Genomic DNA, 24874 nt, shown 5'->3' on the forward strand with positions numbered 1-24874 from the left:
ATACAGATAGTGTTTATGATAGATAGTGTATTGCTGTTTGATGTTTTTACTCAGTATTGTCTGTTTAGATTAGATGGTAATCATCTATATAATCTTAATGTATGTTTTCTATTTATGATATGATTAGTTGTTATTCTGCTTATATTTTAGGCTGCAAGGCCTATTATGGGCTCTTAAGTTTTATTATGTGTGTGTTTACCATCGGCTATTTCAAGAAGCGTTTTTTGTGTTACATTCATAACTAATATAAGCAGTTTTACAATGATTTATTACTGCTAAGTTTTGTGTTGTATTCATACGTATTTTTAATAAGTATGAATATGAACCTATATAAATATTTGTTAGTTCTAATGGTGTTTAAATTCTATATATAGTGTGATGTTCTGGATCTGTAAGCTTTTTGTTAAATTATTATATGTAATAAACTATTATAAGAGTAAAGTTATTGTTAAATGTATATTTATTAAAGATACTTAATAATATCAATAATATTTGTTATGTAGCGTTATTAGTCAAAATCAGATTTAGTATTTTTAAGTTAAATAATTGATGTTAAGTTTTATATGGAAAATTTTGTCATAGTGTATGTTATTGGTTATAAATATGGACATTCTAATTTGACAATACATACTTGATAGTAGTAAGCTTTTATTTATCTATATACTTTGTAGTGAAAGTTTATGATTTTTTAATAAATTTGTATTGTTACATATGGTACTTGCATTAGGTTTTTTTGTTTAGAATGTTAAAGGTGTTTGAGGATAGCGACTAATTTAGAAAGTTTTTACTATGTATATAAATTTTTATAATATTGAAAAATTTCTTTTTGTAGTGCCTAAATAATTAATTGTGAGAAAAAATTTATAAGTATCTGATGTGTAATTTATATTAATTATTATTGTTTGATATGAATTAATGGATATTGAGTGAATGATTTTATATATAGTTGTAACTTTAGATATTTTATAATCTTAATAGTATTAGCATGTAGAATATTATTAATTTCTAATTACTTTTATTATGTTGGTAGTGAGTCAGTTATTATATGGGTAATGTGATACTAAATTATCATCAGAAATATAAATATATAAAATCATGTTTATATGTTTGTATTGTAATTTATACTATTGCTTTAATGAGTCTTATTGAAAATATTGTTTGTTAGTTGATATTACTTGTGCATTGGTAGGTATGTAATTCAATTAATACTACGGTTTGTGTTAATAGCTAGGTATTTGATAATATAGATAAGCTTATGACATTAACTTATAAAGTATAGGGTAATACCTAGTTAATGCTTTTAAATAATGTTTTTTAAGGCTCTCTTTATATAGTCAGTGTATGTGAGTAATTTTTAATGATAGGATTATTATTGATTATGTTATATATAACTAGTGTTTATATAGTATTTTTATTAATAATAATTTCCTGTTGTTCCAAGTGTATTGTGTAGTACTGTCTCTATAGATAATTCTATTAAAAATGGAATTTTTTGTTAGCATACTAAAATATATCTTTATTAATGGATAGGTTAATCTTTTTTGTTAAGTATAACAGATCATTTTATATTCTTTTTAGAGTTATTATATGTGAGAACAATGTTTCAATAAATGCTTCTACTAAATAAGGAGTAGCTTTTCATTGATGAGACTGAAAAATACGTTTTTGTTGTTGTGTTAGTTAATCTGTGTTTTCTAAGTATATCCTACCGTTTTTTATTGCTTGTAGAACGTTGATAGGAGCAGTACCTCCGTAACTAGTTCTGCTAGTAACAGAATTTTTTGCTGATAAAACTGAAAATACATCTTCGGTAATAGAAGGGATGATTTTCTGTAACTGTGTTAATGTTAGTTCATGTATTTTGCATTTATTATGTTCTGCTAGTTTTACTATTTGTCCAGTAATTTCATGGGACTCTCTAAATGATAAATTGATGTGCTTTACTAACCAATCTGCTAAATCTGTTGCTGTTGAATAATCGTGTTCTGCTGCTTTTAACATATTTTCACTGTTAATTGTGATATTATTTAGCATACTATTCATTGCTTCAATGCATAGTATTAGGTTTCTTTCTGCATCAAATAAAGGTTCTTTGTCTTCCTGCATATCTTTGCTATATGCTAATGGAAGGCCTTTCATTACAATTAGTATATGGTTAAGTGATGAAAAAATTCTTCCAGTTTTTCCTCTAATGAGTTCAGCAGCATCTGGGTTTTTTTTCTGTGGCATTATTGAGCTGCCAGTTGTTATATTGTCAGAGAGTGTTATGAATTTAAAGTTATAGCTGCACCATAGAATAATTTCCTCTGCTAATCTTGATAGATGCATTATACATATTGAAGCGTTAGATAGAAACTCTATAATGTAATCTCTATCTGAAACTGCATCTATAGAATTCTCAGTAGGACTGTCAAATCCTAGTTCTTGTGCAATAAAATGACGATCTATTGGAAAAGAAGTACCTGCTAGTGCTGCAGATCCAGCAGGACACTGATTCATCCGCTTATATAAATCTTGCCAACGTGAACGATCCCTTTTTAACATTTCAAAATATGCCATTAAGTGATGTCCTAATGTTACTGGTTGAGCGATTTGTAAATGTGTGAAACCTGGCATAATCGTATCATAATGGTTTTCAGCTATATTTAATAAGGTAGATTGTAGTTTGTGTAGTTGTTGCTCTAATTTTTTAATTGATTTTCTAATCCATAGTTTCAGATCTGTTGCTATTTGATCATTACGAGATCTTGCGGTATGTAATTTACCAGCAATGTTGCCTATCATTTTTTTTAAGCTATACTCTATATTCATATGTATATCTTCTAAGTCTGTACTGAACTCAAAATTACCAGATTCAATTTGTTTCTGTATTACTTCTAATCCATGAATGATAAGTTGACCTTCATATTTGCTAATAATTTTTTGATTTACTAGCATTTTACAGTGTGCAATTGATGTAAGTATATCTTCTTCATACAATGCTTGATCAAATGAGATTGATTCGTTAATTTTTTTCATAATATCGTTGGAGGATGTGGTAAACCTTCCTCCCCATAAAGGGTTTGTCATGTGGTTTATTATATATAAGTAACTGACGTATTATCTTGTAAATTATTAAAAATGACAATAGTATTTAATGATTTACTGTTATATGACTGAGTATCAGTTAGTTATAATTCTTTAATAAGGTGTGTTACTAAGTAAAACTTTATTCATTAATTATATCGTTGGAGGATGTAGTAAACCTTCCTCCCCATAAAGGATTTGTCATGTGGTTTATTATATATAAGTAACTGACGTATTATCTTGTAAATTATTAAAAATGACAATAGTATTTAATGATTTACTGTTATATGACTGAGTATCAGTTAGTTATAATTCTTTAATAAGGTGTGTTGCTAAGTAAAACTTTATTCATTAATTTTTTTTATATTATTGTTTTGATAAAATACATCGTATTTTCTAGAAGATATTTTATGTGGTTTATTGTACGAAATCATTGATGTATTGTCTTGTAAATTATTAAGAATGGCAATGTTATCTAGTATTTTACTATTATTATACTAGATATTGTTAGTTTAAGTGTAATCCTTTATTAGGTATTTTATTAAATAAAAATCTAATTAATTTTTTTTGTGTTGTTATTGGAAAATAAAATGCATTAGCCTTTTCTTAAAGGATTAGGTGTGTGATTTTGTATATGTAAATTATTGAAAATTATTATGATATTTAATACATTGTTATCTATATGACTTAATGTTCGTTATCTCAACTATAGTACTTTATATGGTATTCTGTTAGATGAGTTTAACACTAATTTTCCATAATTGTTATTATAAAAATATGACTGATATTAGCTTTATTTTATGTAGTAAGGATGGTCTTTATATATCATATGCTACTATTTAAATTAATATTATAAATTATTGAACATGACTGTAGCTACTTAGGTATCAATTGTTAGTATGTGCTTATAAGTATAGTGTGTTATTTTTTTATTATATTAAAAGTGGTGTTTTAGTTTAGTATGATATTTAGATATCATGTCTAATCTGTTATGTGATAGAGTTGTATTATTAATGGTATATTATAGTATGAATATGGTGATAATTATACTATAATAAATAGGCAAATAAATAAAAAATGCTCTACTGACCGTATTTCTTGAGTTTTATAATTATAATTAATAAATTAATAACAGATAAGTCTTATATCATAAAATACCTTAATAAAGTGTTTTGTCTATTTCTATCTTTAATATAACATTAATGGTATATTATAAAATGTAAGAGTGTAATTATTGCTCGATATATATTATCAATAGATGGTGGTGGAGTTAGAGGAATAATTGCAGCAACCATACTACAGGCAATACAAAAGAAAATAAATAAACCAATAGCTAACATATTTGATTTAATTGCTGGTAGTTCAGTAGGTAGTTTGATAGGGGCAGCATTATGTATTAAAGATCATAATGGGGAACATAAATATAATACTTCTGATATATTAGATATATTATTAAATAGTTCTGGAAGGATTTTTAATCAGTCAATGATCAACAAAGTTATTTCTGTGGTTGTTGGACCAATGTATTCTGATAAGAATTTAAACGCAGTTTTAAAGGAAGTATTTGGTGATTCTACAATGAATGACTTAATGGTAAACTTCATAGTGCCAAGTTATAATTTGTATTCAAATCAAACTGTAATGTTTAGGAGTTGGGTAAAAAAATATCAGAATATAAAAATACGTGATGTCGCAAGAGCTGCAGTAGCTGCTCCTACTTATTTTACACCTTATGAGTTAGTTATAGATAATAAAAAGGAGTTGTTGATTGATAGTTCTCTTGTTTCAAATAATCCTATAATAGAAGCGTATGCTGCAGCACAAGTGTTATATCCAAGTGACACTATATATTGTTTATCTATTGGATGTGGTACTGTGAATATGGATTTTTCGCATGTACAGAATTCATTGTTATATTGGGGATCCAAAATAATTTTTGTTATTATTGATGCTGGGTTAGATGCAGTAGACTATAAGATGGAAAGGCTTGTTAAGGAAGGAGATAAGTATTTTAGAATGTCAGGTGATGTGAAATATGCTACACATGATTTTAGTGATGCTACACCAATGAATATTAAAAATGTCCAAAAAGATGCTAAAAAGATTTTAGCAGATAATTTAGACAAAATAGATGAATTTTGTAAAATAGTTTTGAGAGATAAAGATGGCGAAGTGTAATATACCTTCATTGTTTGGGATTTTTCATATATTTTTATATATTAGTTATTCTATATAATTACTAATAAGAACTTATAAGTGTAAATAACGAATGCATAGTGAGAATTGATATAATATCAATCTAAAAGTAATAATGTTTGTTATTGTTACTATATGGTATAAATATTATATCCGACTATGTAAGAGTTTTATATGATTACGAAAGATCCTATTGATTTATTTAATATATGGTATCAAGAAGTGTTAAAGAACTATTCTAAAGATCCTACTGCTATGGTACTTGCTACTTGTAGTAAGGATCTTAAACCTTCAGCACGTGTTGTATTGTTAAAACAACATAGTGATGAAGGATTTGTATTTTTTACAAATATGAATAGTCGTAAAGGGAAAGAAATAAGTGAAAATCCTTTTGTTTCTTTGGTGTTTGATTGGAGACAGATTTCTAAACAGGTTAGAATTGAGGGGAAAATAGAAACTTTATCACCTGAAGATTCAGATAGGTATTATGCAACTAGGTCACGTGGTAGTCAAATAAGTGCTTGTTGTTCTAAACAATCTAACATTTTGGAAGATAAGCAAGAGTTTATTACAAATGTGCAAAAGATGACAAAAGAATTTATGGGTAAACCAGTCCCTAGACCAAGTTATTGGATGGGCCTTCGAGTTGTTCCAATGTTAATAGAATTTTGGCAGGAAGGTGTTGATAGAATTCATACTAGGTACCAGTATACCAGAACTGATAAGCATGGGTGGAGTATTGTAGAGTTGTATCCATAGTTTAAAAATGTTTATAGCGGAATTATATGATATAGGTATTGATTTTTTTCTTTGAAAGTATAAATAGATATAAAACTAGACCAACTAATATTAATGATTATATAAGCCTTGAAAGTTATTATTTGTCTGAATAAATGTTTAGGAAGGCATGTATTATAAATTTATATGATATGCTAATATATTATAGAAATAATGTGCATGAAGAGTGGGCATATTATAGCATTGTACTTATAGTGTGGAGATAATGTATTATAAGCAAGCAAATTAAGTAGTTAGGTGGTATTTGTTAATAAAGTATGAAAAGATATAGATAAAGTAAGCTAATATCTTGGTTGTATGTTTAATATGGTTTTAATTATTCAATATTAGTGGGATTTTAGAAGGTGTGGATAGGTATTACGATAGCAATATATTAGGGCTAAGAATTGATGTAATTAACATATGATGTATCATGATATGTTTGTAATGCTTGTTATTATGTATAATGATGTTTTATGACTTAAGATAAATAGAACAATAATTACGCTATATTGAAATGTTGTAGGTATTTAGAATTTTTTATATATATTCTAGTATAAACTTAATTATTTTTCTAACAAGTCTTATAAGGACTTTAAGTGTCTTATTATGTGGAAATGTACCGAATATCAATAAGTTATTTAGTGTGACACATTACATACAGCATTGTTTTATCAATAGAAGATTATTTACTAATTAAGTCGTAATATTGTTATGTTACTTAATATAAGCTAGATTATATACTGTTTAAGTAATAAATGCGTATTTTTTATTATGTTAATATATTAAGAAATTAATTATTAATGTGTTATTATATGAAATACATATTACTAACTAATAGTTTTATGCTAGGCATTATTATTATGTTCTTGTTGGGTATATAAGTAAAATGAAATTGAATGTGTAAGCTTCATTTCTGTTTCTAAGATCTGATGAAGTAGTTTTTGTCTGTTAATTTTTGTCATTTCTATGAAGTCATTTGATATTAATATGACTTTTATATGTGAAATATTGGATATAGAATGAAAATTATGTCCTTTATGTTTTATGGATTCATCAATTATTTCAAGACTTAATACGTTTAATACTGATGTAATTTTATCTTTAATTCTTTGAATTATATCCATGTTGTCTCTCAATTATCCTATAGTAGCTATTGTAACATTAATATTGTATTGTGAAAAGTTTCACTATGTTATTATATAAAGTTTTATTTGTGATACATTATTATGTAAGAAAGAAATGTTCTTATTTTGAGAAATAATTGATAGATCTTAATTTATTTACTAAATTTATTTTATTATTATAATAACATCAATATAGATACTATGTTAGTATTAGTATAATATCTAAGTAAAAATATTCTATTATATGGAGCAAAATTTATGAATTTTTACAGATGTATTTTTTATCTTTATATTTTTCTAGTGCCATTGCACTCTATAGCTGTAACTGTTAATAAAAATGCTAATGAATGTGTTGATAATGTATCTGGATTGAATTTCTTTTTTAAAAATACACAAGAAAGTAATTGTGATTTATTGGTTATGCCTGAAATGCACAAATTTGATAAAGCTATATTGGATATATGTGGTGATTGGGGACATAGGCCCAAAAGGGAAGACTTTAGAAATATGTTAGATAATGTTGAGTATAAAGAGTATGTTGATAAGATTTATGCAGCATTAGATCATCAGGTATTTACTCCAAATGCGGATCTTGACACATTTAAAAAAGAATTGGTAAAGCTCTGGTTTAAGAAACGTGGTTTTACTCATATAATGTGTGGAGAACCTAATAGAAAAAGACTAGGAGGAATGCATTTCTTTGGCCGTTATGTACAAGCTCAGCAAAATAATTGGGCTGGTAGATATTATAATTCTAGTGATGAAGTTAGTGATAGAATTTTTACAATTGGAGTTGTATATAAAAATCGTAGTAACCAGCTTGTTATTAACACGAAAAAAAGTTATGATTTATCACATGCTGATGATCTAATAATACATGCTACAAAAGCATATAAGGCATTAGCGAAAAATATCAATCTAACTAATAATAGATTCTGTCTTTATGATCATGATAATATTGCTTATGCACTAGTGGCTAGTAAGGATGCAGTTGTTACATTTTTTGCTGACTTAACACCTAATTGTAGGGCTGGTGAGGGCAAGTGTAATTGCATAAAGGATGTGGCATAAGCTTATTTAGTTAAACATTGTTTGTTATAGAAAATTGTAGAAATAAATTTGGTATTGATCTTTTATATATCTGCTAGTTTGGTATTTTGAGAATCTTCTTAGAAGTTATAAGGAGTCTGTTCTGTCTTTTTACTATAATTAGCAGGTTGTCTATATGTTTAGATTGATAAGTTTTTACTATTACTGATCTTATGGTACTACTTACTTAATTATGTTAGTACATTGTGTACTTACAAATTTTGTATATGAAATGGTCACAATGTAGTGGTTCTTAATTTTGTATATTTATTGATTAATTTGATATTTTAATGATGTACGTAATTATTGGTGATAATCATGTAATGTTTAGTTAGTAATTAGTATTAAGCAAAGCTGAAAAAGAAAAGTAATATAAATATGGTTATCTAGTAGTATTGTATGCTGTGATATACAGCTTTATTCTTAATATTATATCATTCGAATTCTATATGAATAGTTGTATGGGATTAACCTAAAAATTTTTATATATAGAATGGATTTTAGGAATATATAGTTGTTTTATATTATTAGTGTTCTAAGAATATAAATAGGGGTCTATATTGATATTTTTAATAAACATAATAGTTTTTTATCTTAATTTTATAAAAGCATATTTAGTAATGGTAGATTAATAGTTTTTTATATGAGAATAACTAGTTAAAGTAAGAATTTTATTTGTTATGTTTTAATTTTTTTTTTTACTATCCACATTGGAAATTGATGATACAAGGTTTAACAGCTCTATATCAGATATGATATTAGTCCTTAGTATATTAGAATAACCAATGGTTGATATAATCACTGTTATTGTATGTCAAGTATATGGAAGTTTTATATGTTGATGAAACAGGAATATAGAAAAATTACTGAAATTTAAATAAATCAACAATTTGGAGTGTAGTATTTGTAGCTATATTTTTTTATTAGTATCATTTGTGCTAATGACTGTTTGTACTAGGTATTTTTTTTGTGTAAATATGATTTAATGATTCGATGTCAAAGTACATAAGATCAGTTCTTAGTTATATTGAATAAGTAGATCTGAGCTTATGGTAGAAATTTCTTATATATATTATAGTTTTAAAAAGGAAATATAGAAATTTTCTGACAGCTTTAAATTGATAATACTTCCTAAAGTATATATGTTTTTTGATAATAACTAAAATTTTACTATGTTTAAGAAGTATATAACGTAATCAATATTTATTGTTATTGATATATCTACATACTATTGTAAAATTTTTTAATGTATTGTTATTAGTGTCAAACAAATATAGAAAAGTTGCTAAAAACTTAAAATAGTAGTGTAGTATATAGTTAAACAGTATTGGATAGTCTAAGTACTGCATTATCATTTCTTTTATTGGGAATAGTATTATAGTCTAATAACAGAAATATAGATGAATTTAGTATTTTGCTTATTATTGTGATTCTATCTATAAAGTAATAGTATTTTTTATACTACTGTAAATCTTTCTATTTATTATATTTAATTGTGTATATAGACATTATGATAATTTTATAAATATATTTCTAATGTTTTGACTAATATATTTACGAGTTTTTTATAGGCATATTAATTATAAATTTCTATACTTGTTAAGTTTGTATATGTGATAGTTGATGTGTGTAGTACAAAGTTTGTCTTTGAACAATTTCTATATATATCTATGATTATTTCTCGATTTTAAATTACTTATCTAATTCTAGATTTTCATTTCAATGGTATAAAAATGATTATCAATTTGTTGGATTGGTACTTTATTTATATAATTGTAGTATTAGTTATTGATCTGATAGAATTAGATTATTATTGTATGTCTATTTACGATTCGTAGTTAATATGGGTATATTTTATATATTAAAAGAGTTATGAATTATTGATTTATTAATGTATTAGGAACTTATTTTTATGTGCATGCATAGTATAGATTATTAACGTTCCTTTTTTTGGTTGGTAATTATGAATCAGATATTTGTTCATCTTAGATCTCATAGTGATTATTCATTACTTCGTGGAATGATAAAGATAGACACTTTGGTAAATTTGTGTGTTCAATATAATATGCCTGCAGTGGCACTTACAGATTCTGGAAATTTATTTGGATCTTTAGAATTTTCTGATCATGCTTCTAATGTTGGAGTACAGCCTATAATAGGTTGTAATATCATGGTGCATTATCATGGCAATAATATTGGAGAATTGGTATTGTTAGCTAAGGATCAAGCTGGATATAATAATATTATTGACCTTGTTAGTAATTCTTTTAAAGGTAATCAATCAGGCAAATTGAATAGAATTGATTTAAATAGACTGATCCAGTTAAAAGATGGTATTATTATATTAACGGGTGGGTATGAAGGATTATTAGCTCAGCTTTTATTGAGAGATGTTATACACTATAATGTTGTTAATAAATTGCTACTTGCGTTCGAAAATAATCTATACGTTGAGCTACAACGTCATGGTATTAAGGAAGAAAGTATTGTAGAGACCACACTTATTAAGTTTGCGTATGAAAAAAATTTACCATTAGTTGCTACTAATGATGTATTATTTGTGAAGAAAGAAGATTTTCCAGCATATGATGTATTGTCTTGTATATCAGATGGCCATTATGTTGCTCAGGAAGATAGAAAAATGTTTACAGCAGAACATTATTTTAAATCTTCACAAGAGATGTGTAGCTTGTTTCATGATATTCCAGAGGCAATTTACAACACATTATTAATAGCACAACGTTGTTCTTTTATGCCTGAGATTAGGAAGCCTATATTGCCGCATTTTCCATGTTCAAGTGGTAAAAATGAAAGTCAGGAGTTAATTACTCAAGCATTAGCAGGTTTGGAGAAACGTTTAAAATTAAAAAATTTGTCTGAAGAAGATATGGTTAAATACCATGAAAGACTACTGTATGAATTGGATGTTATTATTTCTATGGATTATGCTGGATATTTTTTAATAGTATCCGATTTTATTTGTTGGAGTAAGAGAAATGGTATCATGGTTGGTCCTGGTAGAGGATCTGGAGCTGGTTCTCTTGTTGCTTGGTCTTTACAGATTACTGATCTTGATCCCATAGAATTTGGTTTGATTTTTGAAAGATTTTTAAATCCTGACCGTATATCAATGCCAGATTTTGATATTGATTTCTGTCAAGAAAAAAGGGATCTTGTAATAGAATATGTAAGGAAAAAATATGGTTATGTTGCTCATATTATAACTTTTGGTAAATTACAAGCCAGGGCTGTATTACGTGATGTAGGCAGAGTAATGCAGATTCCTTATTTTCAAGTAGATAGAATTTGTAAGATGATCCCTCACAATCCTGTTAGGCCAGTTACTCTATCTGAAGCAATAGGGATGGATAAAAATTTACAAAAAGAACGCGATGATGATGAGACAGTTGCTAAATTATTAGAAATATCATTAAAACTTGAAGGCTTATATCGTCATGTTTCAATACATGCTGCTGGTATTGTAATCTGTGATAGAAAACTAGAGGAGCTAGTACCTCTATATTATGATAGTACAGCTTTTCTGCCTATTACACAGTATAATATGAAATATACAGAAAAGGCAGGATTAGTTAAATTTGATTTTTTAGGATTACGTACACTAACTGTAATAAATCAAATTTGTCAGTTAGTAAGGGAAAGGGGCTATGTTATTGATATAGTGTCTATTCCTTTGGATGATAGAAAGACATATGAGATGTTATCTAGTGGTGATTCTATTGGAGTATTTCAGCTTGAAAGTTCTGGTATGAGGGAGGTAATTAGTAAATTAAAGCCTGATAATATAAATGATATTATCGCATTGATTTCTTTATATAGGCCTGGTCCTATGGATAACATACCTGTATATATAGCACGCAAGCATGGGCTAGAAAAGCCTGATTATATACATTCAATTCTTGAAGGTGTTCTTAAAGAAACTTTTGGGGTGATTATTTATCAAGAACAAGTAATGGAAATTGCCAAAATTATGGCTGGATATAGTTTAGGTGAAGCAGATTTGTTAAGACGTGCTATGGGTAAAAAAATCAAAGAGGAAATGGATAACCAACGTAGGACTTTTATAAATGGTGCTGTTAATAATGGTATAAATCAAGAAAAAGCGAGTTATATTTTTGATTTGGTTGCAAAGTTTGCTGGGTATGGATTTAATAAATCACATGCTGCAGCTTATGCGTTAATTAGTTATCAAACTGCTTATTTGAAGGCTAATTATACTATTGAGTTTTTTACTGCTTCGATGAATCTTGATATAACTGATAAAGATAAGTTAGAGATGTTTTGTAATCAAGCTAAACTACATGGTATTAACATATTACCTCCTGATATTAATTATTCTAAGGTATTTTTTGTTATAGAAGGATCATCTATTAGGTATGCTCTTGGTGCGCTAAAAAATGTGGGACAGCATGCAGCTCATGAATTAATTAGTGATGTTAAATATAATGACATATGGGATTTTGTTGATCGAATAAGTACTAAATCTGTTCATAAGAGAATGTTAGAAAATATTATTAAAGCTGGAGTATTAGATAGTATTCATAGTAATAGAAAACAGCTTTTTGAATCAGTTATTCTTTTTCTAGATATTATTGAATATAATAAATATAATTCTAGTTTTAATCAAATTAGTTTATTTAATGATAAAAATCATTATAAACTCGTAGAAACTGATGATTGGACTAAGGAAGAAAAATTATATAATGAATTCTCTTCCATAGGCTTTTATCTTAATAATCATCCTATGCAAAGCTATCAAGATCTTTTAGATAAGTTAAATATAGGCTTTATTAATTATGATAATAAGTCAGCTTATAATAATAAGGTTGCTGGTGTAATTTCTAATATTAGAGTTCGTTCAGCAAATAGAGATAAATTTGCACTTGTGACTCTTTCTGATCCAAATAATATTCATGAGATAGCATTTTATAGTGGTAATGTAATAGAAGATAACAAAGATTTATTTAATAGTGGTGTTCCTGTCATTATTGAAATGGATAATACTTTTTATAGTACTTCAGTGAGATTATCAGGTAAAAACATATATAGTTTCGAAAGGAAAGTATCTTCAATGATCAAAAGTATGATAGTATATGTGAATGTTGAAAATAGTGTAATAGTAAAGGAATTATCTAGTTTACTAAAGGACAGTGGTAGTACTGTAATTTTTGTAGATTTATTACTTCCAGATGATCATGTTACTATTCAACTACCTGGTAGTTTTTTAGTAACCCCTGTGATTTTTATGCAAATTTTAAGACTAAATTGGGTTAGAGATATCAGTATTAATGATATTGTTACTTAAGGTAGTTGTTAAGGAAGTTTTATGTATAAAAAATTAAGAAACATATTACAGAGGGGACTATATACCTATGAATAAAGGTTAAGTCTGATTAGTATTAGTATTTGTAAATGTAAGGTAATAACATCCTAAGTGTGAATTTTAGTGATAAGTATAAAATAATATAAATATTTTTGTATTGTGTAATTATAAAATAGCATGTTATGGTAGTACATTTGAATGTTATAAATTGTTAATCTAGCCTATTAGGTCATATGTAATTGTCATGATATTGTGTAAACTTTACAGAGAAAGGATAAATGTCCTATAAAATGTAATATTACATTTTAATATAAAATGAGCTTTTATATTACATTATTTACATAAGAATTATTGTATCACACAAGAGTGTATCGTTTAGTTTTAGGTTTATTATAGCTAACATGTAACATTGGAATAATCTTTTAAGTTTTATATTTTTGGAGTATTAGGTTTTTATATGTAGTGTTATATCAAAATTTGAATTGATAAGTTTTGCAATCATTATATTCTATAGCATTATATTCCTTCTGTAATAGGATTGTGTATGTTGGTGACATCTGTGAAGATAGACCATATAAATGGTAATATTAACATGCTAAAAGATAGGTTTATATCCCATGCAGTATTGATATTAGCATCTCAGGTAGTTGGGATAACTAAAATTTATAACATTACGTATAGTGATGAAATTATGCTTACCATTAAGGCATTAAAGTCACTTGATGTGCAAATTAAATATGAGGATGGCATTTGTACTGTACAAGGGGTAGGAATAGGTGGTTTTACTTGCTCTAAAAGTATATTGTACCTAAATGATCCATCTATCTATATGATGGTAGGGAGTTTATCTACTTGTCCCTTTATATCTTTTTTTGATGGAGATTGTCATTTAAATATTAATGAAATAGTAAAACCATTGTCATTAATGGGTGCGAGATTTGTGTTAAATAATAATAGATTACCAATGGCTCTAATTGGTTGTATGGATATGTTACCTATAGAATATATAGTTGATAAAGATGAAATAAAAACTATGTTATTATTTGCAGCATTAAATGTATGTGGCACTAATACTATAGTTAATAATACTGTGGATTACGATAAGATTACTCCGATATTAAAACACTTTAATGTCTCTATAGAATGTTTTACTCCTAAGAGACATGTTAGTATATGTGGTCAGCAAGAGTTGTATTCTAAGGATATATATATACCAAGTGATTTTTTTTGTACATTAGCTGTTATAGCTGTGGCATTGATGGTAGAAAACTCAGAGATTGTGATACTAGATGTATTATTAAATGATGAGATAAAGAGTTTTTATCAGATTTTGATAAAAATGGGGGGAAATATTTTTTTTATCAATAAGAGACAAAATGTTCTTGGTGCAGAAATTGCAGATCTTTTAGTAAAAAGTAGCATATTAGTAGGGATTGATTATTTAATTAGTGAAGAGTTAAGTCTAGATGAGTGTTTGATAATAATAGTTGTTTCTTCCTATGCTCATGGTATTACTATGCTTAATGGTTTATTAAGGAGATTTATTGATAAGAGATTGAAAAATCTTATTAATGGTTTAATTAAGTGTGGGATTAGGACAGAAATAGAAGGTGATAATTTAATTATTCATGGTTGTTCTGGTAATATACTTGGTGGAGTTTTGATAGATGCATGTCATGATTTTAAAGTTGCAGTAATGGGTTTAGTTTTAGGTATGATTTCTGATAGCTTTATTGAGATAAAGAACATTAGAAAAACAAGTGATTTTATTGCAATAGTAGATTTTTTTAATAAACATGGAGCCAAGATCACATTTGCATAATTTTTTATTTGAAATTAATATTAAAAAATATATTGACATATGTATCATATTAACTGATAATCTAGCCCATGGCTAAGTGTCGTAATAATAAAGTTGTTTGAATAGTTTAATATTTATAGAATAGAAGTAAAGGCGGCGATGCATAATAGCTAATTTATTTTTTTATCATGCATTTACGTTTTTTATATTTGTTTTTTTGCATGAGTCCAAGCCATAAGTAATTATGGTTTTGTCAAACTTGAGAGTTTGATCCTGGCTCAGAACGAACGCTGGCGGCAAGCTTAACACATGCAAGTCGAACGGACAGTTATTTATAGCTTCGGCTATGAGTATCTGTTAGTGGCAGACGGGTGAGTAATGCGTAGGAATCTGCCTAGTAGTATGGAATAGCTATTAGAAATGATAGGTAATACTGTATAATCCCTGCGGGGGAAAGATTTATCGCTATTAGATGAGCCTACGTTAGATTAGCTAGTTGGTAAGGTAATGGCTTACCAAGGCAATGATCTATAGCTGGTCTGAGAGGACGATCAGCCACACTGGAACTGAGATACGGTCCAGACTCCTACGGGAGGCAGCAGTGGGGAATATTGGACAATGGGCGAAAGCCTGATCCAGCTATGCCGCGTGAGTGAAGAAGGCCTTCGGGTTGTAAAACTCTTTTAATAGGGAAGATAATGACGGTACCTATAGAAAAAGTCCCGGCAAACTCCGTGCCAGCAGCCGCGGTAATACGGAGGGGGCAAGCGTTGTTCGGAATTATTGGGCGTAAAGGGCACGTAGGTGGACTAGTAAGTTAAAAGTGAAATACCAAAGCTCAACTTTGGAGCTGCTTTTAATACTGCTAGACTAGAGGTCGAGAGAGGATAGCGGAATTCCTAGTGTAGAGGTGAAATTCGTAGATATTAGGAGGAACACCGGTGGCGAAGGCGGCTATCTGGCTCGATACTGACACTGAGGTGCGAAAGCGTGGGGAGCAAACAGGATTAGATACCCTGGTAGTCCACGCTGTAAACGATGAGTGCTAAATGTGAGGATTTTATCTTTGTATTGTAGCTAACGCGTTAAGCACTCCGCCTGGGGACTACGGTCGCAAGACTAAAACTCAAAGGAATTGACGGGGACCCGCACAAGCGGTGGAGCATGTGGTTTAATTCGATGCAACGCGAAAAACCTTACCACTTTTTGACATGAAGGTCGTATCCCTTTTAACCGAGGGAGTCAGTTCGGCTGGACCTTACACAGGTGCTGCATGGCTGTCGTCAGCTCGTGTCGTGAGATGTTGGGTTAAGTCCCGCAACGAGCGCAACCCTCATCCTTAGTTACCAACAGGTAATGCTGGGCACTCTAAGGAAACTGCCAGTGATAAACTGGAGGAAGGTGGGGATGATGTCAAGTCAGCACGGCCCTTATAGGGTGGGCTACACACGTGCTACAATGGCAACTACAATAGGTTGCGAGACCGCGAGGTTTAGCTAATCCAAAAAAGTTGTCTCAGTTCGGATTGTTCTCTGCAACTCGAGAGCATGAAGTCGGAATCGCTAGTAATCGTGGATCATCATGCCACGGTGAATACGTTCTCGGGTCTTGTACACACTGCCCGTCACGCCATGGGAATTGGCTTAACTCGAAGCTGGTGTGCTAACCGTAAGGAAGCAGCCATTTAAGGTTGGGTTAGTGACTAGGGTGAAGTCGTAACAAGGTAGCTGTAGGTGAACCTGCGGCTGGATTACCTCCTTTTAGGCTGTCTTATTTTATGTTATTTCTCAGTAACATTTATAAATAAGGTGCTGCGCCGTCTTTATTTCTATTTTGTTTAATTAAGCTACCTAGTTAATTAAAGGTTTTATTATTACTTAATTTAAGTTATTGCGGTTTTAGAGTTTTTTATTATATTAAGTTAATGTCAAAAGTTAGGCCTTTATCTCCTCATCTGCAGGTTTATAAGTTGCCGATGGCTGCAGTACTTTCTATTACTCATCGGTTTACTGGTATTTTACTATTTATTGGTTTATTACTTCTTGCATGGACTTTTATTGCTTGTGCTATATACCCTGAGCTGATACATAAAGCTTATCTTTTTTTTTCTACTTCTTATTTTGCACTTTATGGTTTCAAGTTATTTATTTTTGTTTGTTTAAATGTTTTGTGTTATCATTATTTAAATGGTGTAAGGCATATACTGTGGGATTTTGGACTAGGTTTAACTAAGTCTGCTGTTAAGATCAGTGGTATTGTAGTGTTAGTTTTGTCCTTATTATTTTCTTTTATTGTTTATAATGTTTTTTTAAATTTGTGGTAGAGGATTGTAGTGGGTAGCTCAGTTTATCATTGGTTATCTCAAAGACTTACAGCATTTATTATGTTACCTTTTTCTGTATGGTTTTTTTATAAGTTTTTACGTTTTCTTTCTATAGTGTGTAAATCTGTTTCAGAACTTGATTTAAGTTTTGTGGAACTAAATACTATTGATGTAATTGCGTCAGTATGTTTTTTTATTATTGCTTTTTATCATGCAATTTTAGGGTTACAAGTTATATTAGAAGATTATGTCCAATCTTCTGTATTAAGAGTATCTATTCTTTTATTAATAAAAGGGATTGTAACTGTAACTTTGTTATTTTTAATTTTTGCTATATTTAATATCTCGTTAAATTTCTAGAATTTGTTGTTATTTCTTGGTTCTTAACATATTATATTCTGATTATAAAAAAGTTTTATAGGTAGTTTATTGTTATTTATTATGATATAACCTCTATGGTATTACCTTTTTTATTATATATTCTTAATTTTAACGCTTTTAGTATTAATTTTTTTTACTATTTGATATATAATATTAACTAGTGATATTACGTAGTTAAATATGTTCGGTAATTTTTTTAAATCAATTGGTCGTGGTGCTAAGGCTGTAGCAGGTGCACCTATAAAATATGGGTTTGGTGCTTTACGAACACTGTATAGGAATATTGGTATTGTTCCTCTGTTAAGGACATTACCAGGGTTTGGTACTACTCAGCAGGTTACATGCAGAGCTCGTGTACCAGTCATACATAAAAACCAGGAATGTCAATATGTGTCTAGTAAATGTCATAAATCTGGTTTAGAAATTCAAGGGAAATATTTGTTGTATAAGGGTAAAAGATATCCTATTAGTCCGTTAGTGGGAAGTAATGGAGAACAAGTTTTAGATGTTAAAGGCAATAAATTATTTGCTATTAATACAGCAGGAACTAATAATTATTCAGATTTTGAGTCTAAAGTAGAAGAAAATAAGGTATTAGTTGTAGCATATGATGGAGAAAAGTGTGTTGATCCAATTCCAGGGAGAGGTAGTAGAAAAGTAATATCTGATTTTCAAGCTCAAGTTTATCCTTTTTCGTTTTCTGTTGTAAATCATGAAACTAAAAAAACAGATCTTGTATCATCTTTGTTAATGTTACCTTTTAATATGTCTGGTTTGGCAATTGGATGTGCAGGAAGATTACTAGCTAGTATCATAGATGCTTGTGCAAAATGTTGTAAAATTCCAGCTAGATATCTTGCTGATAAGGTGGACAAACAAATTATACATACTAGTTCAGGGGTATTACAAGGTCAAGGTACTCCTTATATTAGTGTAGCCTTGCTTTTTGTGCTATCTTTTATAGAAAATATATTGTCCGCTACATCTTGTATTGTAAGAAATTCTGCAAACTTTAGTGAAGCTGTTGTTAGATTTCCTAGTGCAATAATGAATGGTATTCATAATGAAAATATGCAGTGTTTAGCTGTAAAGGCAGGAATGGCAGCAATTGCGGATCCACTGAAACAGTGTGTATCTGATATGAAAGGATCAAGTTTAAGTTTATTAGAAACATGTGTAAATACTAAAGCTAGATTGTGTGCAAATGGTGATCATTTAAGAGCTGGTATTGAAGGTGCATCTGGTTTTATACGTGAGTCATCAGATAAGGGAGAACAAGAAAAACAAGGTAGTAAAAAGAAAATGAGCCGTGCTGACTTGGAAGCAGTGAGTCAATTAGGTCAAGATTTAGCATCACAAATAGCATATGGAACACGAGAAGATGTAAGTGCTGCATTAAAACGCAAAAGTGCATCTTCTAGTAAGGGTATGTAAGTTTACACTTATTATTTGTCTGTAATACTTTCTTTTTTTGTGGTTTGTATATTGTAGTATATGAATTGTTAGTAAAAAGAGAGATGTATAGATTGTATCTGTATAGGGTAGAATATGTTGTAAATATGTTATTAAGTTGATTATAGCTTCGTTATAATATGTGGTGTTTTAGCTTAAGTAATAGGGTTGATAACAGTATTAGTTAAAAGTGAGTAATAACTATACTTACATACATAGTATATGAAAAAGATTAGTTACTCATAATATTGTAATTGTGAAAAACTGGATTGTGACCTTTTCCTATTTTTGGTATTGTCTTGATAGTATTGAGAAGGTATTGTATTGCCAAGTCTATACTGTCTGATATAGGGATTTTTTGTGAAACAAAACTTGCAATAGCTGAAGATAAAGTGCATCCTGTTCCATGTAGTTCATTGTGTGGAATTCTGTGGTGAGAAAAATTGAATATTTGGTCATCTTCTGTTAAAAAAATATTATCAATAGTTTCACGGTTTAAGTGTCCACCTTTGATTAAAACAGATTTTGTACCAAGTGATTTAAGTATTTTACTTGCTTGTTTCATACAGTACTCATCTATGATTTTTGTGTTAGTTAAAATTTCTGCTTCCAATATGTTTGGTGTAATTACTGTTGCTTTTGGAAGTATGTGTTCTATAAAGTGAAATACTGAACTATCATTCATTAACTTAAAATTTGATGTTGATATCATTACTGGGTCTACGATTATAGGAATACCTGATGGAAGTGAATTTGCTACTGCTGTTATAACATCATGGGATTGTAACATACCAATTTTTATTGCATCTATTGTTATATCAGATAAAACAGCTTCTATTTGTCCTATTATGATATCCTGTGGTATATTGTGTACTTGATAAACCTGCATTGTATTTTGAACAGTTACAGATGTAATACAACTTGCAGCATAGCACCCTAGAGATGATATTGTCTTTATGTCTGCTTGAATACCTGCTCCTCCACTGGAGTCAGATCCTGCTATAGTTAATACTTTTCCTTTGTATTGACTCATTTTTCCCTATTATAGATTTTACAAATGGTATGGTTACTCCATTGTTGTAGTATGGTAATTCTCGGTATATGCATTTTACAATATTACTTAAACTTTGAAAAGAGCGCTCTGTATTATTTAGGATATAGTTTATAACTTTTAGTTCTATATGTATTTGTCTATCTACGAATAATTTTATTAACATAATTTTCAATAATTCTTCATCTGGATTTGCTAATTTTGCATTCATGGTATATAACATTCTGGATTTTAGATCTTTTATCTTGTAATTTAGGAATCTAGGTGCTATTGAAGAAGTCATTAGTAGTATTTTTTTGTTTTCTTTTATGTAGTTATAGTAATGTAAAGTCGACGATTCATTACTTATATTTTCTATGTTTTCAATTATAAAAGCATTACTACTTGATATTACATTTTCTATACCTTTGCCTGTGTTTATAAGATCGTGATTAATAAAAATAGCATTTTTAAGCTTTTGCCATATGTGTGCAAGGTGTGTTTTCCCTGAGCCTGATTTTCCATATAGGATAAAGGAACTCCACTGTTGGTTCATTAACATGTTATATGTTTCATGATTTTTTTCTAACAGTATGTAGTCATGGTAATTATAAGAATAACTTTCCTCAAGATCGAATAGTGTTAGCTGCATGTATCAATTACCGTTCATAAAATTTGTTGTTTTTATTATAATAGTAATAGGTCTGTTGATAAATTAGCATATTATATGTTTTTTGATAAATTATATTAATGAAATTTTACTAGTTACATTTTTATTGTGTGTTCATAGTATACTTATAAGTGATTTGGAAAGAGTTGATGTAATCTGTTGTTGTAGTTTGTAATGTTGAGTTGTATTTATTGTTTGTTATAACTATAAATAATAGGTTGTTATATACTGTAAATAATATGCTACAACATAGTTTATTACATTTTTTTGTAATGAAGTTATTTAGTGATAGTATGCATATTATCACGTATGTTGTGATTATATTTTATTAATAGAATTAATCATTTATAGCTTAAAACATGTCTGTATGTTGGTATTATGCTTTAAGATTATGGTATGTTGTATATTGTTCTGACAATAATGTAGTTGGGTATAGTTTTTTTAAAGTTATTGTTTAAGTAATAATGTATATTTTAGTTTTTGTGATGTAAAAGTTAAGTATGTTTTTTTCATATATTGAAATACTAGACATAGTATTACTTGTTTTAAAAAAACATATTCTGTCATTATAAATATTCTCTATGTATTTCTTATATAAATAATACTCTTTTTGGTTTTAGTTAGTATTATTGTAAAATTTGCTATTCATATATTGATTTATAATTGATTTTACAAATACTCCTACTACCGCAGTTATAGGAATTGATAATAATATACCGATAAATCCAATTTGTGATCCACATATTATCATACCAATAATTATCCATATAGGATGTATATCTATACGTTTTCCTATGAGTAATGGAGTTATCACATTTGATTCAACTAATTGGCCAATAATAAACATTGCAATTACTATACCACATGTTGTCCAATTATTAAATTGAAGCATTGTTATAATGCAACTTATTGTAGTACAAAATACTGGTCCTATATATGGAATAAAAGTCATCAAACCAGAGATGAGTCCTATTATCAAAAAATATTTTAAATTTATTATACAAAGGCATATAGTATAATATATAGCCATGATGAGGCATACGCTTAGTTGACCTCTTATATATGCGGAAATTATATTATCTATTTTTTCTGTGTATTCTATTACAGTCTTTTGATGTTTTATAGGTATTAATTCTGTTGCATGTTTGATAATTGATGGCCAGTTAGACAGTATGTAGAATAATAATATAAGAGTAATTAGTATTGTAGAAACTATGTAGCCAATATTTATACTTGAGTTTATTGCTCCGAGAAATATAGTATCTATATTTTTTAAACCAGTACCGAAGATATTAAATAAAGATTTTATATTATCGTAATTTAGTAAGCTTTCAAGTGATGATTCTGGTAATTTTATAGCTTTGATTATTTCTTCATATTCAGAAATATTATATTTCTGTAGAAAAGATGAAATATTATTCTTACTGACTATTGGTATTTTTTCTATAAGGAATTTTATTAATGATAGGAGTTGTGAATATGTGATTGGAATAAATATGATTAAGAAGGCTATGATGATATATAATGCAGATATTAGAATTATTAGTACAGATAATTGCCTTGGTAATCTAAGCTTTTCTAATTTATTGACAAGTGGATTGAGAAGATATGCTATTATTATAGCAGTACAGCATGGAATGAGTACAGGCTCCATAATGAATGCTGCTAGCAAAATTACGGCTACTGCAATACCATATGTTACATACTGATTAACTAATTTAGAAATATGATCACTCATTAGCTTTTGTACATATACTAACTAATGATATTATATCATTTTAGTACATTATGCTAGTTATTATATAGACTCCCACTTTTGTTAAACTTTGAGTAATAATTGTAGGTTAAATATACCTACAATTTTGTTAAATTATCCTTTATATAGAAAAGCTTAGCCTAGCTTACAATTATACTATCCATAAAAAACAAAACCAATTAAAACGTAAAAATCTAAACAGACACAGCTATAAAAATCACAGACAGAAAATGATTAAGCATACATTGAACTCTATGGTGCCCATGGGGAGAGTCGAACTCCCATGGCCATACGGCCAACGGATTTTAAGTCCGTCGTGTCTACCATTCCACCACATGGGCGTATGACTAACTATCTAGAATAAAATTCAATTACTAGATTTACTTCCATATTTGCTGGATATGGTACCTCATAATATTTAGGTACTCTTAAATATTTGACAGACCTTTCTTTAACGTCTACTTCTAAATAGTCAGGTACTTTTTGTTCTTGAGCATCAATTGCAGCAAGCACTGGAGGAAGATTTACTGCTTTTTCTCTTAATTTAATAGTATCACCTGGTTTAACACTATAGCTTGATATATTGACTACTTTTCCATTAACTAATACATGCTTATGCGATATTAACTGTCTTGCAGAAAAAATAGTTGGTACTAATCCTGAATTATATAAAACACTTGATAACATAGATTCTAATAACCCAACAAAATTATCACCAGTATCACCCTTTTTCTTATATGCTTTTAAGAACATATTACGCATTTGCTTACTACTGATAGCATAGTAAAATTTGAACTTTTTATGTGCTCCAAACTGCTTACCAAAATCAGATGGTTTTTTATAACCCATATTACCATGTTGACCAGGCGGATAATTTCTTGTATTAAATGGATCCTTGGATCTACCCCATAAACTTACGCCTAGTCTACGACTTGCCCTATATTTTCTCTGTATTACCATACACTCTTAATTTAATAAAAACCTAAAAAAAACAGAATTAAAAGCATGTTGATACTTTTAATAACGCAAAACAAACATCCAGTTATATCAATAAAAAACTGCATGAGTTCTAGTATTATGACTTTATTAATGCATGTCAATGTATTTTTATGCATTTATCGTAGAATAACTGTGCCGTTGTATTTGTATCTAATGAATAGGCAGTTTATTAATTTATAATGGTCATTTATTGTATGTGTGTATTGATTGGGTATCTTGTAAAACACATTAAAGACCATATTTCAAAAAAATTAAACTTTCGATCAATGAATTAAAATTACTGGAGATTTAAGCGTTTATTTGAGGATAATGCATGATGCTAGTATTTATTATGTGTAGCAAGATTTTTTTTAGATTTTAAAAAAATGATTATAGGATATGTTTAAAGAATTCCAAAAGCTGTAACATTTTGTTTGGTGTTTGTGTTAGTATGATATTATTTGAACTTAGAATGTTAATATAAGTGAGAAATTTAATTGTACTGAGTTATCAGTATTACCTCTTAATTATATTTGGGAGAGAATAATCAGTAGTAATACTAGTTACGGACATCTAATAGTGACCTGTATGCAAATTTTTGAAATTTGATCAAGTGTAATAGTAATTTTTGATGTTTATTTCGTAGTCTAAATAATGTTTGATAGATATTTTTGTATTCAATAAATTTGGTACTCACAATGTTATTAGTCTCTATTAAATCTCTGTGTATTTATTAAATAGGGTAGGTTGGAAATGTGATGTATAGTTTTAAGTAAATAGATAACAATTTATTATATACAATAGTGCTTGGCGTAATTTGAAAGTTTTTATGTATGTTGATGATGCAAAGAAATATAAGTCTAGAAAGTAAACCTTAAATAAAATAT

At 28.6% G+C, this 24874-nt stretch carries 14 protein-coding genes, 1 tRNA gene and 1 rRNA gene; 9 read left to right on the top strand and 7 right to left on the bottom strand.

Annotated elements, in window-relative coordinates; translation table 11 throughout:
• Positions 1–1680: 1680 nt before the first annotated feature.
• Positions 1681–3069, bottom strand: a complete 1389-nt coding sequence (gene argH / locus ERUM_RS01000; protein ID WP_011154867.1) for an argininosuccinate lyase — start codon at positions 3067–3069, stop codon at positions 1681–1683.
• Between the two features lie 1251 nt (positions 3070–4320).
• On the opposite strand from argH, the gene ERUM_RS01005 reads away from it, so the two are divergent.
• Both ERUM_RS01005 and pdxH read left to right on the top strand, forming a co-directional pair.
• Positions 4321–5244, top strand: coding sequence for a patatin-like phospholipase family protein (locus ERUM_RS01005; protein ID WP_269085641.1), 924 nt, complete (start codon positions 4321–4323; stop codon positions 5242–5244).
• Positions 5245–5436: 192 nt separating this feature from the next.
• Complete coding sequence (gene pdxH, locus ERUM_RS01010) at positions 5437–6021, top strand: pyridoxamine 5'-phosphate oxidase (RefSeq protein WP_011154869.1); 585 nt, start codon at positions 5437–5439, stop codon at positions 6019–6021.
• A gap of 866 nt (positions 6022–6887) precedes the next feature.
• Here the strand turns inward: pdxH and ERUM_RS01015 are convergent.
• A complete protein-coding gene (locus ERUM_RS01015; protein WP_011154870.1) occupies positions 6888–7166 on the bottom strand; it encodes a BolA family protein in 279 nt (92 codons plus the stop codon).
• A gap of 258 nt (positions 7167–7424) precedes the next feature.
• Between ERUM_RS01015 and ERUM_RS01020 the strand changes: the two genes are divergently transcribed.
• The 7 genes from ERUM_RS01020 (at position 7425) to ERUM_RS01050 (ending at position 19535) form a co-directional block, all read left to right on the top strand.
• Positions 7425–8237, top strand: coding sequence for an EndoU domain-containing protein (locus tag ERUM_RS01020; protein WP_011154871.1), 813 nt, complete (start codon positions 7425–7427; stop codon positions 8235–8237).
• 1981 nt (positions 8238–10218) lie between these two features.
• Complete coding sequence (gene dnaE, locus ERUM_RS01025) at positions 10219–13578, top strand: DNA polymerase III subunit alpha (RefSeq protein ID WP_011154872.1); 3360 nt, start codon at positions 10219–10221, stop codon at positions 13576–13578.
• Between the two features lie 562 nt (positions 13579–14140).
• The gene (locus ERUM_RS01030; protein WP_231837232.1) at positions 14141–15418 is read left to right on the top strand and encodes a 3-phosphoshikimate 1-carboxyvinyltransferase; all 1278 of its coding nucleotides are present in this window, start codon (positions 14141–14143) and stop codon (positions 15416–15418) included.
• Positions 15419–15652: 234 nt separating this feature from the next.
• Positions 15653–17158 (top strand): 16S ribosomal RNA (locus ERUM_RS01035).
• Between the two features lie 163 nt (positions 17159–17321).
• A complete protein-coding gene (sdhC, locus tag ERUM_RS01040; protein WP_011154874.1) occupies positions 17322–17720 on the top strand; it encodes a succinate dehydrogenase, cytochrome b556 subunit in 399 nt (132 codons plus the stop codon).
• A 9-nt stretch (positions 17721–17729) separates the two neighbouring features.
• Positions 17730–18080, top strand: a complete 351-nt coding sequence (sdhD, locus tag ERUM_RS01045) for a succinate dehydrogenase, hydrophobic membrane anchor protein (protein ID WP_011154875.1) — start codon at positions 17730–17732, stop codon at positions 18078–18080.
• Between the two features lie 201 nt (positions 18081–18281).
• Entirely contained in the window at positions 18282–19535 is a 1254-nt protein-coding gene (locus tag ERUM_RS01050) for a hypothetical protein (RefSeq protein ID WP_011154876.1), read from the top strand.
• Between the two features lie 250 nt (positions 19536–19785).
• Here the strand turns inward: ERUM_RS01050 and thiD are convergent, their stop codons facing one another.
• The 5 genes from thiD to rpsD all read right to left on the bottom strand — a co-directional run bounded on the left by thiD (position 19786) and on the right by rpsD (position 23969).
• Entirely contained in the window at positions 19786–20586 is an 801-nt protein-coding gene (gene thiD, locus ERUM_RS01055) for a bifunctional hydroxymethylpyrimidine kinase/phosphomethylpyrimidine kinase (RefSeq protein WP_011154877.1), read from the bottom strand.
• Entirely contained in the window at positions 20543–21235 is a 693-nt protein-coding gene (locus ERUM_RS01060; RefSeq protein ID WP_011154878.1) for a P-loop NTPase family protein, read from the bottom strand. The genes thiD and ERUM_RS01060 overlap by 44 nt, the downstream gene beginning before the upstream one ends.
• A gap of 634 nt (positions 21236–21869) precedes the next feature.
• Positions 21870–22991: an AI-2E family transporter gene (locus tag ERUM_RS01065; protein ID WP_011154879.1), complete on the bottom strand. Its 1122-nt coding sequence runs from the start codon at positions 22989–22991 to the stop codon at positions 21870–21872.
• 273 nt (positions 22992–23264) lie between these two features.
• Positions 23265–23350 (bottom strand) — tRNA-Leu (locus tag ERUM_RS01070).
• A 10-nt stretch (positions 23351–23360) separates the two neighbouring features.
• Positions 23361–23969 (bottom strand): 30S ribosomal protein S4, encoded by a 609-nt coding sequence (gene rpsD / locus ERUM_RS01075; RefSeq protein ID WP_011154880.1) that lies wholly within the window; start codon positions 23967–23969, stop codon positions 23361–23363.
• Positions 23970–24874: the final 905 nt, after the last annotated feature.

Origin of the sequence: Ehrlichia ruminantium str. Welgevonden (assembly GCF_000026005.1) — a bacterium.
In the GTDB taxonomy this organism is placed as follows: domain Bacteria; phylum Pseudomonadota; class Alphaproteobacteria; order Rickettsiales; family Anaplasmataceae; genus Ehrlichia; species Ehrlichia ruminantium.

Bases quoted from the DNA above. Each gene is read 5' to 3' on its own strand.
- argH (WP_011154867.1), bottom strand. From the start codon at position 3,069: ATGACAAACCCTTTATGGGGAGGAAGGTTTACCACATCCTCCAACGAT.
- pdxH (WP_011154869.1), top strand. From the start codon at position 5,437: ATGATTACGAAAGATCCTATTGATTTATTTAATATATGGTATCAAGAA.
- ERUM_RS01015 (WP_011154870.1), bottom strand. From the start codon at position 7,166: ATGGATATAATTCAAAGAATTAAAGATAAAATTACATCAGTATTAAAC.
- ERUM_RS01020 (WP_011154871.1), top strand. From the start codon at position 7,425: ATGAATTTTTACAGATGTATTTTTTATCTTTATATTTTTCTAGTGCCA.
- dnaE (WP_011154872.1), top strand. From the start codon at position 10,219: ATGAATCAGATATTTGTTCATCTTAGATCTCATAGTGATTATTCATTA.
- ERUM_RS01030 (WP_231837232.1), top strand. From the start codon at position 14,141: ATGTTGGTGACATCTGTGAAGATAGACCATATAAATGGTAATATTAAC.
- sdhC (WP_011154874.1), top strand. From the start codon at position 17,322: ATGTCAAAAGTTAGGCCTTTATCTCCTCATCTGCAGGTTTATAAGTTG.
- ERUM_RS01050 (WP_011154876.1), top strand. From the start codon at position 18,282: ATGTTCGGTAATTTTTTTAAATCAATTGGTCGTGGTGCTAAGGCTGTA.
- thiD (WP_011154877.1), bottom strand. From the start codon at position 20,586: ATGAGTCAATACAAAGGAAAAGTATTAACTATAGCAGGATCTGACTCC.
- ERUM_RS01060 (WP_011154878.1), bottom strand. From the start codon at position 21,235: ATGCAGCTAACACTATTCGATCTTGAGGAAAGTTATTCTTATAATTAC.
- ERUM_RS01065 (WP_011154879.1), bottom strand. From the start codon at position 22,991: ATGAGTGATCATATTTCTAAATTAGTTAATCAGTATGTAACATATGGT.
- rpsD (WP_011154880.1), bottom strand. From the start codon at position 23,969: ATGGTAATACAGAGAAAATATAGGGCAAGTCGTAGACTAGGCGTAAGT.